The organism is Prochlorococcus marinus str. MIT 9401 (assembly GCF_000760095.1).
Classification (GTDB): domain Bacteria; phylum Cyanobacteriota; class Cyanobacteriia; order PCC-6307; family Cyanobiaceae; genus Prochlorococcus_A; species Prochlorococcus_A marinus_I.
This window is the reverse complement of sequence record NZ_JNAR01000012.1, coordinates 32,008-44,189: the sequence shown is the minus strand read 5'-3', so window position 1 is coordinate 44,189 and position 12,182 is coordinate 32,008. Positions and strand designations below refer to the sequence as shown.

The 12,182-nt window shown below is 29.7% G+C and carries 18 protein-coding genes; 4 read left to right on the top strand and 14 right to left on the bottom strand.

The features are described 5' to 3' along the window. Positions 1 to 36: 36 nt before the first annotated feature. On the bottom strand, positions 37 to 291 hold the full coding sequence (locus EV01_RS04535; protein ID WP_025967683.1) for a hypothetical protein: 255 nt from the start codon (positions 289 to 291) through the stop codon (positions 37 to 39). 175 nt (positions 292 to 466) lie between these two features. On the opposite strand from EV01_RS04535, the gene EV01_RS04540 reads away from it, so the two are divergent. Next, positions 467 to 1,231, top strand: a complete 765-nt coding sequence (locus EV01_RS04540; RefSeq protein WP_032517503.1) for a 3-oxoacyl-ACP reductase — start codon at positions 467 to 469, stop codon at positions 1,229 to 1,231. A 121-nt stretch (positions 1,232 to 1,352) separates the two neighbouring features. Here EV01_RS04540 and EV01_RS04545 read toward each other — a convergent pair whose 3' ends face one another. The 3 genes from EV01_RS04545 to EV01_RS04555 all read right to left on the bottom strand — a co-directional run bounded on the left by EV01_RS04545 (position 1,353) and on the right by EV01_RS04555 (position 3,284). Next, the gene (locus tag EV01_RS04545; protein WP_032517502.1) at positions 1,353 to 1,544 is read right to left on the bottom strand and encodes a hypothetical protein; all 192 of its coding nucleotides are present in this window, start codon (positions 1,542 to 1,544) and stop codon (positions 1,353 to 1,355) included. Positions 1,545 to 1,744: 200 nt separating this feature from the next. Further along, a complete protein-coding gene (locus tag EV01_RS04550; protein WP_032517501.1) occupies positions 1,745 to 1,951 on the bottom strand; it encodes a hypothetical protein in 207 nt (68 codons plus the stop codon). A gap of 148 nt (positions 1,952 to 2,099) precedes the next feature. Beyond that, the gene (locus EV01_RS04555) at positions 2,100 to 3,284 is read right to left on the bottom strand and encodes a glycosyltransferase (protein ID WP_032517500.1); all 1,185 of its coding nucleotides are present in this window, start codon (positions 3,282 to 3,284) and stop codon (positions 2,100 to 2,102) included. Between the two features lie 248 nt (positions 3,285 to 3,532). Here EV01_RS04555 and EV01_RS04560 point away from each other — a divergent pair, with 248 nt between their 5' ends. The 3 genes from EV01_RS04560 to EV01_RS04570 all read left to right on the top strand — a co-directional run bounded on the left by EV01_RS04560 (position 3,533) and on the right by EV01_RS04570 (position 5,230). Further along, a complete protein-coding gene (locus tag EV01_RS04560) occupies positions 3,533 to 3,730 on the top strand; it encodes a hypothetical protein (protein WP_032517499.1) in 198 nt (65 codons plus the stop codon). Positions 3,731 to 3,808: 78 nt separating this feature from the next. Then, positions 3,809 to 4,507 carry an esterase/lipase family protein gene (locus EV01_RS04565; RefSeq protein WP_193741464.1) on the top strand — a complete coding sequence of 233 codons (699 nt, stop codon included), beginning with the start codon at positions 3,809 to 3,811 and terminating at the stop codon, positions 4,505 to 4,507. Between the two features lie 90 nt (positions 4,508 to 4,597). Continuing rightward, positions 4,598 to 5,230: a TVP38/TMEM64 family protein gene (locus EV01_RS04570; protein ID WP_032517497.1), complete on the top strand. Its 633-nt coding sequence runs from the start codon at positions 4,598 to 4,600 to the stop codon at positions 5,228 to 5,230. A gap of 32 nt (positions 5,231 to 5,262) precedes the next feature. Here the strand turns inward: EV01_RS04570 and EV01_RS04575 are convergent, their stop codons facing one another. From EV01_RS04575 to EV01_RS04615, 10 genes are all read right to left on the bottom strand, one after another. Continuing rightward, entirely contained in the window at positions 5,263 to 5,517 is a 255-nt protein-coding gene (locus EV01_RS04575; protein WP_032517496.1) for a hypothetical protein, read from the bottom strand. Between the two features lie 4 nt (positions 5,518 to 5,521). Continuing rightward, positions 5,522 to 5,707 (bottom strand): hypothetical protein, encoded by a 186-nt coding sequence (locus EV01_RS04580; protein ID WP_032517495.1) that lies wholly within the window; start codon positions 5,705 to 5,707, stop codon positions 5,522 to 5,524. A 4-nt stretch (positions 5,708 to 5,711) separates the two neighbouring features. Next, positions 5,712 to 6,422, bottom strand: a complete 711-nt coding sequence (locus tag EV01_RS04585) for a helix-hairpin-helix domain-containing protein (RefSeq protein ID WP_032517494.1) — start codon at positions 6,420 to 6,422, stop codon at positions 5,712 to 5,714. 48 nt (positions 6,423 to 6,470) lie between these two features. Then, positions 6,471 to 7,658, bottom strand: coding sequence for an FAD-dependent oxidoreductase (locus EV01_RS04590; protein WP_032517493.1), 1,188 nt, complete (start codon positions 7,656 to 7,658; stop codon positions 6,471 to 6,473). A gap of 4 nt (positions 7,659 to 7,662) precedes the next feature. After that, a complete protein-coding gene (locus tag EV01_RS04595; protein WP_032517491.1) occupies positions 7,663 to 8,706 on the bottom strand; it encodes a glutamate dehydrogenase in 1,044 nt (347 codons plus the stop codon). Beyond that, a complete protein-coding gene (locus EV01_RS04600; protein ID WP_032517488.1) occupies positions 8,706 to 9,758 on the bottom strand; it encodes an SAM-dependent methyltransferase in 1,053 nt (350 codons plus the stop codon). Before EV01_RS04600 ends, EV01_RS04595 begins: the two co-directional genes overlap by 1 nt. Positions 9,759 to 9,986: 228 nt before the next feature. Continuing rightward, positions 9,987 to 10,364 carry a hypothetical protein gene (locus EV01_RS09975; protein ID WP_241433448.1) on the bottom strand — a complete coding sequence of 126 codons (378 nt, stop codon included), beginning with the start codon at positions 10,362 to 10,364 and terminating at the stop codon, positions 9,987 to 9,989. Between the two features lie 312 nt (positions 10,365 to 10,676). Beyond that, positions 10,677 to 11,099 (bottom strand): hypothetical protein, encoded by a 423-nt coding sequence (locus EV01_RS0108895; RefSeq protein ID WP_241433447.1) that lies wholly within the window; start codon positions 11,097 to 11,099, stop codon positions 10,677 to 10,679. A gap of 181 nt (positions 11,100 to 11,280) precedes the next feature. Beyond that, positions 11,281 to 11,490, bottom strand: a complete 210-nt coding sequence (locus tag EV01_RS0108890; RefSeq protein ID WP_032517485.1) for a hypothetical protein — start codon at positions 11,488 to 11,490, stop codon at positions 11,281 to 11,283. Further along, the gene (locus EV01_RS04615; protein ID WP_032517484.1) at positions 11,480 to 11,731 is read right to left on the bottom strand and encodes a hypothetical protein; all 252 of its coding nucleotides are present in this window, start codon (positions 11,729 to 11,731) and stop codon (positions 11,480 to 11,482) included. The genes EV01_RS0108890 and EV01_RS04615 overlap by 11 nt, the downstream gene beginning before the upstream one ends. Between the last annotated feature and the right edge of the window lie 451 nt (positions 11,732 to 12,182).

Genomic DNA, 12,182 nt, shown 5'->3' with positions numbered 1-12,182 from the left:
ATTTATCCCTCTATGTTAGATCGACTGTCAATCAAATTACTTTGTTTTAAGTTCAGGTTCGTACACAGCACCATTGCAAACTGCTACTGCAATACTTTCTTTTGATGCTTTATCCCAATTTTTTAGTTCCATCTCATATTTATCAATCCATTTAAAAGTTTTTTTAAAACATTGATTCCAGTAAAATGCCTTTTTTGAGATAGGTATCAAGGAGATAAAAATGAGAACTATCGCAGTTGTAGATGTTATTACACAGTATTTGATGACCTTTGGTCCTTTATTAGGTGACATAAAAAAGAGGGTATTATCCCTCTCAGTTTAGATCGACTGTCAATCAATAAAATTATCTCATTACAGTAAGTGCATAGGCAAAAAAATGGATAGTAAAAAATTTTACATTTAACAATTGTATTTTTTCATCTAGAATAAAATTTTAATTTAGGGCATTAATTCTCATAAAAAATTCATGAATTTACCATTAGAGAAACAGACAGTTTTAGTAACAGGTGCAGGGAGAGGATTAGGTTCCGAAATCGCTAGATCATTTCATAGAGAGGGTGCAAAAGTAATTATCAACTATAGAAATTCATATGAAAGTGCAAAAAATTTATCTGATTCGTTAGGAGAGAATTCAATTTTAGTAAAAGGCGATATCAGAGAAAAAGATCAAGTATCTAAAATGCACGAAGAATTGGCAAGTCAAAATATCAGAGTGGATACGATAATCCACAACGCAATAAATGATTTTATTTTCAATGGTGATCAAAGAAAAAAAATAGACACTATAGAGTGGCAAGATTTCCAAAATCAGATTGAAACTACTCAAAAAGGATTTCTAAATCTGCTGAATATTTTTACACCAAATATGAAAAATAATTCTTTTGGAAGAGTTATATCTATTGGAACTAATTTATTTCAAAATCCAGTGATTCCGTACCATGATTACACCGCAGCCAAAGGCGGGTTATTATCACTTACAAGAACTGCAGCAATAGATCTAGGGCAATTTAATATCACAGTAAATATGGTTTCAGGAGGTTTATTAAAGGTCACTGATGCTAGCAAAGGTACTCCAGATAGTGTTTTTGAATATATTTCCAGCATTACACCCTTAAGAAAAGTTACAACTACAGAGGACTTTTCAGATGCTGTATTATTTTTTGCTTCCCCTTGGTCGAGGGCGGTCACTGGTCAAAATTTAGTAGTTGATGGTGGTTTAGTTCTAAACTAATTAGCTTATAAAAGTTATTTTTTTGCTTAATTATTTTTTCTTTTTAGAGAATAAATAATTGATAATTATTAAGCTTTAATTAATTTAGATTTAGGCTTATTCATGATTTGATTTGTAAATATCAATTATCTTTATCAATTATATAAAGGGAATTACTTTCAAAAATCCCCTCAGTTATCCATTCTCTATACTCCTCAATTAATGCTAATTTGTTTTTTAAATTTTCTTCTTCCCCAAGTGACTTCTGTCTATAAATCATAGAATCCAATACATATTTACAGATTGATAATGCTTTATTATTGTGCTTATTCATACTGACTCATAAATATAAAATTTTCAAAATCCTAAATTAATTAAAACTTTTTTGATGTAACAAAATATCCTTATTAAGATAAAAATTTACTCCTTTAAGAAGAATCTTCCTTATCAAAAGATTATTTTGATTAAAAAATATTATCAAAATTTCAAAAGCAGGAATATACAAAAGTGAGTTGATCTTGGAATAGTTCTAAATTAATTACCTTGAAAAGCTGGCGTTAAAATACCTCCACCAAAATCATCATCATCATCGTTACTATCTTCTGAAAAAATTAATTGCCCAACTTGTAATCCAAAATATAAACAAAAAATCCATATAAAAACATCCCCGCCAGAAAGTCCCATAATCCAACTGAGGACAAATCCAATTAATAAACCAATTCCTACTAGAGTAATTTCCAATGTCTTATAAGTTTTAAATAATCTAATAAATAAAATTTAAAAAAGAGGTCTCAAAGATATCAAAATCCTGTGATATTTTGATATTGACTTATGAGAGGTTTTTCTGATTTTATTTCTCTTATTAAAAGCAATTTAATTAAAAAAGTAATTAACCTTTAGATAAATTTCTTCCCTTCCAAGTCCATCCATTTCCGGTATATGTTTTATAAATCGAAAGCAGGCTAATATAAAATACAATTATCCCTCCTATGCCATTCAAATACCAATATTTTGATGGGATTTCATATTTCACTTTTAACCAAATTCTTTTAAAAAGATAAGTACATAAGGCCAGAAAAGTGAATAAAGTTGTGCATAAAATATTTAAAGAATAATTATTAAACAAAATAATTAAAGAGATAAAAAATAATAACCAAGGAAGACTAAAATTTAAAAATACAAATATTGATCCTGAAATTGATCTGAAGAGATCTTTCTCTAAACCTAAAAACCAGTTTTTACTCCATCCCTCAATTAGGGAATTGAAATCTTGATACATATTTAGTGAAATATCTTTAATAGCTATTAAAAAATTTAATTTTAAATTTCTATTTTTGATCTTTTTGGCCAGAGCTATATCTTCAACTACCTCATCAAAAGTGGCTTCATGTCCTCCAATCAATTCATAGGATTCTTTCTTAAAAAGCATAAAAGGGCCAGCTGCAAATGATGTATTATTTCTACTATCGTTAGTATCAGAAATGGGGAAACCTATCATTAATAAGCTAGTCATAATAGGTTGTACCATCCACTCTGCCAAGCAATTGCAATTTACTTTAGGAGCGAGAGATAATAAATCAATATTATCTTCGCGTGCCTTAAATAGAGCATTATAAATACAATTTTTTCCTAAAATTATATCTGCATCAATAAAAAGTATCCATTCAGAATTTATCTTTTTAGAACCTACATAACAAGGCCAATTTTTACCAACCCAATTTTTATCTTCAGGTCTTTTCCCTGATGAAATGATCTCCAATTCTTTTGAATTTTTAAATATATTTTCTTTTAAGTTTTTTGCTTCTAAAAAGGTTTTGTCAGTACTTAAATCATCTACTACTAATATTTTAAAATTGACGCTGGGTCTTTTAATTTCACTTAATGATTTTAAGCACTTAGCTATATTTAATTCCTCATTATAAGCAGGGATAATTATTGTAAGACTTGTTTCTATAGGTTTTTCAGAATTAATATTTTGAAGAAAAGGAGCATTAATAAAGCTGTATCTCTCAATAATGAAGGTGCCTAGAGCTGATATAAAAGTAAAAATTGAAAGCAATAGTAAAAAGAACATATTTCTATATCAAATTTCTGAGTAAATATAAATCAAATTCTTAATTATTTACTTTTTATTTTTTAAAGGATCAAATCTAATATCAAAAGAAACTACAATTCCAATACTTATAAGCAATAAACTAATAGCGATTTGAGGAGAAGGTAAAATCATAACAAAAATATTTACATCACCCTATCTAAAAAATTTGGGGATTGAAGAAAGATTGCCTAATATTAACTTTATAAAGAACTTGAAAAAAATCTAAAATGGCAAACTCTCAAAATGATATTGATATTTATTACGCAGTAGGAAATACAAATACTAAAAGACAAGAAAATGAAATAGCCTCAATAATGAAAATAAGAAATGAAGCAGGCTGGAAGTTAATTTCAACAAGCACAGCAGTTGTAGATACTAAGAATCAATTTTCAAATCTTTATCTTTTTTGGGAAAAGGATATTTAGATTTCTTATTAAAAATGTTTTAATCTAAATATTTTTCTGCTAATCATTTAAGCGAGAGTATATTTTTTATAGACACTAATAAAAAAGATTAATAATCCAATAATTATTCTTGGTGGTTTTCTCATTACCAAAGAAGCTTATGATGAAGCTAAAAACATTATTGAAAATGTTTTCAAAAGAAAAGTATATGTGGTAAATGTTACTAGAAAAGATTGGTTTAAAAGTAATTCTGAAAAAGGCTGGGTAGATATTTTAAATAAAGTTAGAGATACAGTTAATCTTGCACTGAAAGAAAATAAATCTAGAAAAATAGATTTTATTGGTCATAGTTCCGGTGGGGTAATGTTGAGACTTTATCTATCCGATGAACCTTTTAATAATGAGATATTTAATGGTAAATCTCATACCAAAAATTTAATTACATTAGGCAGCCCGCATCAGGCAGTAAAAGCGACTGCATTAAGAAAATTTGTAGATGAAAAATATCCAGGTAATTTTTTTAAAAAAATAAATTACGTTTCTGTTGGTGGTGAAGTTGAAATTAAATCTAAACAAACATCACTGATCACTAAAATTATTGCGATAGGATCTTATAAATCAATTTCCGGAGATAAAAATGCTAAAGGGGACGGACTAGTTCCTTTATCATCATCTCTTTTAGAAGGATCACAGAAAATAATTCTTCCTGAAACAGTACATGGGGGTATTTTTGGGAAAAACTGGTATTGCACATCTTCCAAAGTAAGTGAATGGTGGAAACAAATAAATTGGAAATAGAGCTACTTTACTTTTTGTATTAACTTTTGATTTCTTATTCAACTAAAAACATTTTCATCTAATATCCTATTCAAATATAGATTGATTTTTGTGGTTGAAGCTTTATCAGGAAACTGGGGAATTTTATTAATTTTACTTTTAAGATTTACAAGCATTGTTATTCCTATATTACCGGGAACTTATTGCTTATTAATTTCTGGATATCTTTTTGGATTGATAAATGGATTACTTCTAAGTTTTATTGCAGATTTAGTGGCATGTTCAATTAGTTTTTCTTTATCAAGAAAATTTGGGAGGAAAATACTTCAACGAATTATGTCGAAAAAATATTTAGATAAATTTGAAAATCTATCTAAAAAATATCTTGAGAAAAACTTATTTCTTTTAACTGGTTTTTTAATGACGGGTTGGTTTGATTTTGTAAGTTATGGTGTTGGGCTGACTAAATTAAGGTTTAGAAAATTTCTGTTAGCTTTATTTGTTAGTGCTCTTCTTTCAGATTTACCATTTGTTGCCACTGGAAATGGATTTAGAGAATTACAAAATCAGAATTTTAATATTAGAAAAATTATTGATGGAGAAGTCCCATCACTTCAACGAGAATATTTAATTATATTTATCGTAAGCGTGATATTGATATTCGGTTTGGGAATTATCAGAAATCTAATTGAAAGAAAGTATCTTAAATCAACAAATGAAGGTAGAAATCTTGATAATTTTTAGCCCTCAGATAATATTCACTATCAAAAAAAACTTTATTTACCCTTTGACAAAAAGTAATTTAAAAAAATACCGCCTGTAACTAATAAGCCTCCAACCGCGATAAAAATAATTAAATCTAAAATTGATTTATCGGTATTTACTTTTAAGAAAGTTAAGGCAAAGGCTATTGAGGGAAATAATAATATTATTTTAGGAATTATTGATTCATACCATTTTTTTAAAACAGTATCTTCTTCTTCATTTAATTTTTGATAAATCCTTTCTAGCTTTTCTTTTTGTTCTTCCATTAATTTAATCTTTCTGATCTTTTGCTGATTGTATGAATTCTAGCTTTCTTGCAAGTCTATGAAGACCTGACCAAGTTGCTGTTTTTCTTTGAGCAGAAATTATTACTTTTTGTTTGTTTTTTGGCGTTAAGTCATATATTTTCAGAAGTTTTCCCAGTGATTTTGAATTTGCAGAGTTGCATGTATTCATTATTTTAATTTTTAATTTTTGAAATCAAACTTTTTCCAAGTCCCTTAATCTGTATTAATTCACTATAAGGTGCATTAAGAACTTGTTCTTTAGTATGGTATCCAGATTCCCATAATATTGAAGCAGTATTTTTAGAAACTCCATTTATTTCACATAAAATATCTCTAAAGAAAGAATCAGGAAATCTTTTCTCTAAAACTAACTTTTTATAAATGTCTTTATAAGCTTCTGATTTAATACTTAGTTCATCATTTATCATAAACAATTTTTTTTCTATAGAAATATTTGATTCAACAATTATTCTAAAATCAATTAAAAAGCTTTTAAAATCATCTTCTAATTTTGATTTGGGTGGGATTCTTCCAATATCAGATGGTCTTGCATAAATCATATTTTGAGAAATATTTGCCAATTCTTCAAATTCCTCTTCATGTCCATGCCTCCTTATCCAATATCCAAAATTTCCAGATGGGTCTCCATCTTTTCCAAGATTATTTGGTTCACCTATTAACTCTGGTTTTACTGATGTATCTTTTGTAATAAAACCATCTTTTTCTATACAAATTCTTGGAGTTGTCAATAATAAATTGCAAGTATATTCCCAACCTGTTGTTACAGAATCGGCCCAGAGATCATTGGAGTTTTCAAGATTATCTTCGGAAATAACATCTTCTCTTTTATTCCAATTTCTGAAAAAATAATCAAATAAATTCATTTCACTATCGAAGAAAATAATGTAATTAATAATTATCCAAAAAGGTCATTATTTTGTAGTAAGAAATCTATCAAATTCCCAGCAGCTTATATCAAAACTACATTTTTTATTTAATGCTTTTTCCGCAAGACATTTACCAATTAGTGGTGCAAATTTAAATGACTGACCAGATCCACCTGAAAAAACGGTGATATTTGACTTAGGTTTATCGAGAATAAAATTAACATCATTTGTCATCGTATATGGACTGACAAAAGTTTCATCACAACTTATTACACCATCAAAATTATTTATCATAAAATCATCAAGCATTTTTATTAGAGGTTCCATAAAAGGTCTTTTCATAGCATCCTCATCACCACCAATTAATTCTGGGGGTGTCCAATCAATTCCAACTTTTATTCTGGGAACATTATTTTTATTTCGACTTAAGACGGGGAAACCATAATACAAACCACCATCATCTCCTCTTGATTTCTGGAAGCAGAACCATTGCGGATAACTATTTATGAAATCCTCATCAACTAGATAATGAGCCCAGAGCATCGGCCAAATTTTTAACTCTTGTCTTAAACCTATTGGTTCCAATAATTCATTAGTCCACATTCCAGATGCAACTATTAATTGATCAAAAATTACAGGTTGATTTCCTATTATTTCAAGAGAATTATTTTTGTCGTCTATTCTTTTAATTCTGCAACCTTCGTAAATCTTATTACCATTATTTCTAATGATTTGAATCCAATTTTCAATCGCTTTATTACTTAATATTGCTCCTGCACTTGGTTCAAAAAGTCCTACAAAATGGTCTTTAGGTTTTATAGGAAATCTTTCAGAAATCTTTTCAGATGTTAAAAACTCATAAGGTATATTTTGCTCATCCATAACTTTCTGAGCACCAGGTATAGAACCTTCTATGGTTTCTTCATCCCATGATTCACCATAAAACAATAATCCATGTTCTTTTCTGAGAGAATATTTTGATACTGATTCCTGCTCAGCCCATAATTTATTTGATTCTTTAGCAAGTTTGCATAGCACAGGATCAGAATACATTTCTCTATACATTCTGGACTCTCCAAAACTACTCCCATCGCAATGAGCAAGTTTTTCAGATTCAAAAACAGCTACATTTTTTACTCCCATTTGACTTAATGATGCTGCTGCACTTAGGCCTGCCATACCTCCGCCGATAATGGCCACATCAACATGTTCAGGGATATTAATATTATTCATTAATTTAAAATAACTCTCCTATGATTTCCTGCTTTTCATTTTTTATTAATTCTAAAATTTCCTGAGAAGCTAATCCACTCTGCTCAAGAGCTAGGTATGAAATACATTTTTTCTTTACTTCATTCTTTACAAAATCATACACCTTTTCAGGTGATGTTTTAGACCATTTAACCGGTGCATATCTTTCAATTGAATCAGCTATTACAGCTCCTGCATTAACAAGAGGATCAGGTACTATAACAACATTCGAATCTCTCAACTTTTGAGGAATCTTATCATTTTCAAAAGGAGCATTTGCAGCTGAAATAATAGCTTTAGAATTTAAAAGAAACTGAGAAATATTTTTATTTATTAATCCCGAGATTGAGCAGGGGAGAATCACATCAAAATCCTTCCTGTACCAATTTTCGTCATTTCCAAGGGAAATAGCGCCCTCAATATCAGTTTTTTCTAAATCAATATCAACAACATAAGTTTTTATATCTCTTTTAATTAATTCATAAGCGATTATACTGCCAACCGAACCGCATCCATGAACCAGAACACCATTTGAAAGATCGCACTGAATACATTTCTCAAAAGCTTCGAAGGCTCCTATAACTCCCATCGCAGTGGCAGTACTTGCATCAACATTACTATTAACAGCTGCAAGGACATGAGGAGTCAATTTATATAATTTTTTCATATCATTCACATCAGTATTCAAGTCACATCCGGTTATCATTCTTCCATCAAGATTTTCTAGAAGTTCAGATGTTACTGAGATAAGTTTTTCTTTCACTGATGAAATATCTGAAGATCTCGCAACAACTTTCCCGCCAGAAAAACCAGTGGAATATAGATCATGTTTACTCTTCATAAGATTCGCGAGTCTGAACCCATCCTGAAGACATTCCATATCAGTTTCATAATTAAGAAGCCTTAAACCTCCATTTGCAGGGTGATCGTCAGATTTATTTTCAGCAACTATGAAAACTGATAATTCATCACTTATGTATTCAGCAAGTACGCCTACTTCACTTTTTAATTGAGTCTGTAAATTAACCATCAAACTTTCTCCATCATCAGGTGATGCTCTACGTAATCAAGACTCCAGTTTTCAGGATCAGATTTTATTCTGCTGGTTAATCGATCAAAAAGGATATCGGCGGGATTAACATTTCTCGAATTATTCTCATCCAAAGCGGCGACGAAACTGTGTTTACTCCAACTACGAATGGTCTCCATCAAGCCAATGGAAAATTCCTCAGTATTTTGAGTTTCTCTCCACTTTTCCTTGTAAGGACAGTCCACATAAACTGTTCGTTCCTTTAAAAGCCTCAATCCATTTTTATAAGCAGCAGAATCTTCATTGGTTAAAGGTGATGTAAATTCTTCAGGAGACTTATAGAAATTCTGAATTGTGCCATTTCTATATTCAATTTCGGTAATAAGATGTTCATCGCGCAATTCCTTCCAGATTGAATGAATCTGATCATGAACATTTATAGTTTTTCCTCCGTTATTTCCGAGATATCTATCTTCGTAGTCTCTAGATAAATTTACAGTAAGTAATTTACCTCCGACTTTAAGCTCTCTGCTCCTCATTTCAAGAATCTGATTCCAGTCAAACAATGCCTGTTCAAGAAAATCTTTTCTTGCTCTCTTGTTGTCTGAAGCAAGTACATGGGTATGATCCACAAGAGTTTCCACCTTCTTATTAAGCCAGTGCATTGCCGTGGCAGAGAAACCGAAATCAATGAAACTATTAGGGACAAGCTGATCATAAAAACTACCTGCACATATAAGGGTAGAGATTGATTCTTGACCAGAAGAATGGAGTGAGAGATTGTTTATAAGAGCCTGATTATCATTTGAATAAAGATCATTTCCGATGAGCGAGATCTGAGAAGTTGTCTTTCTTTCTTGAATATCCTTTATTATCTTTCCCCAGAATTCAGAAGCCGTTCCACCATCGGCCGCGCCATAATCCATGAGGAATAAATTATCTTCAATCTTTAAATCTGCGATGCATTCACCTGCCCAGTCACTTGCCAGATCAATGCAAAGTTTGGCCCCAGCGGTCTGCTCGCTGTAACCCTTCGTCATTGCTATTACCATCAAATATTAAGAAATTGTTAAGACTTGTTAATACTACATAGATATTTTTATTTCCGCGGACGATCAATAAAATGAGGTTTTAAAAAGCACAGTTTTATAGATCATTATTTCCAGAAAAAATTGATCGATTTAAAAAAAATAGACTTAGAGCAATAAACATCAGTCCTTTTTTTCCAAGTTCTTAAAAAAATCAAATAAATTCATTTCTCTATTCAATTCATTTAAATTTCAAGTATTAAAATAAGGTATAAGATTATTCTTAAATATATTTACTGAAAGGACAAATAAGGAAAAAATGGTTAGCTGGACAATGAGCCAAGCTAACATTTTATAGTTCGGATTATTTGTGAAAAGTGAGATGTTTTTTGTGATAAGAGAATTCAAGTGAAAACTCTCCTTATCTTTGACTACATTGATCAAATCTTTTTTCTCATTTTTATTTTTATTTTTATCTTTTAAATCTTGAGCCATAGATTTCTCAATTGTTTTTTTTGATTTGTTGATTTCAGGCATTTTATTTTGTAGTTTCTTTACTAATAGGATGTTTCCATATATCCAAAATGAAAATCCTATAACTAGCGGAAATAATGATTTGAAATTAATCAAAATTTATTCTCTTAAGCTAATCCCAAGTCTTAATGCTAAGGTTCCTGCAAATATTACAATAAGCATTCCTAAAGCAATAAAAATTATCTCTTTGGATGATTCCATTTTTAATTTTCTCGTTGAAAATATTGTTTCTTCCCAATCAACAGGTAAGCAAGAGCTTCAAACATTTTTTATCTAAAAATTTAAAATAACTAATAAGATTTATTTTCAAGATAGGAATAAAATATGAACTTCTAAAAGATAAATTTTATATCCTTCAAAGTAATCAATGCATTTGTTTCAATAAAAAATTCCAAAAGTTGAGAAAAGCTAGACTTTATTTATCCTTCCTCCATAACACCCACTCCCAATTCTGAAAAAACCAGAGGCAGCCTTCAGTAAATCTGTGTTATCAGTAATTCTTGATAATTTTGAGGATAAACCTGAAAATAAAACCATGTTCACTTCATGTGATTTAATTTTTGTTTGATATGGATGCCATATTTTCCCATCTTTAAGAAGTATTGCCTCACCATTTAATTTGGTCACTCCGTTTTCAAAGCTCCAGCTTGTGGGCTTATCTTTAATTGGTCTATGAGTATAAAAATTACCCTTAAGATTGCTCATAGATGAGATTGATCCTTTTAATGCATTTGATCTGCGTTCTTTTAAAATTATCGAAATATTTGGCACTTCTTCTGAAATTAAAAAGCATTGTATAGGGTGGCTTATCTCAGCTAAAAAGGGATACAAAATTATGATGAAATTATAGAATTTTATTTTAAAACAATTTTCAAAAACAAAGGAATCCTTTTTTTAAAGTTTTGACTGGGAGTAAGTCGGCATAGATTCATTTAGTGATGCCAAACCAACCAAAATAATCCGCAGCCATAAATAATTCCTATAAAAACTATTACTGAAATAAATAAGGATTTCATTTGACTAGAAATCTGCCCATATCATTCATAAAAAACCAAATTGCAATTGAAAGATTGAAGAGTAATGTAAGAGAAATGGAGATTATTAAAAACTTTTTTCCCACGCCTGATTGATTAGCATCTTTGCCCGCAACTGAAATCGATTCAAGTTTCATAAAAGAGATGATTTGATTGCCTTCTATTTTAGATCTTTTGTCAATCTTCAAAATTTGATATCTGCGTTTCTGCCTCTATATCTCTTTCAGGACTTTCTATATATTTAGTCATATCTATCTGCCATTGCCTTATTTTATCGATATTAAATAAAACATTGCTTCTGGGTTTACCTGTAACGTATATCCAATGCTTACCAGCTTCTAATACTTTTGTGCTCTTTAATTCCCAAAGTGATGATGATGAGATTCCTAGTAACTTTGATGCTTCTGAACTTTTTAAATATCTATCCATAAAAAAAGAGGATCATTACTTTCCTCTTAACTCAAATAGATTATCAATCAAGCCAGTTGTATATATCGATTTTGGAGTATGTAGTAAAGAAATAGCCATAGAGTTTCTGATGATACGAACTTACTCAAAGAAAGATAAAAAATTAAACAAGAGTAGATTTAACTGATTATCCAAAAGATACTTTTGTGAAAGCTATGGAATACTTTTATAAAACATCTGGGATTATTCATACCAAAAACCAATCAAAGAGGCACCCAGATTTTATTACTCTTATTCATTTAATAAAGGCTTTTATAAATGAGATGATTAATGCCAAATAAAATAAAATTCTGCAAGAAGTATTTTTGTATTATGTATTGGCTAAAAAATACTTATAGAAATAATTTAATTTGACAAAATTTTTTAAAATAAACAACTAATAATAAAAAAATCAAGCTTTAAGAATCAAAAC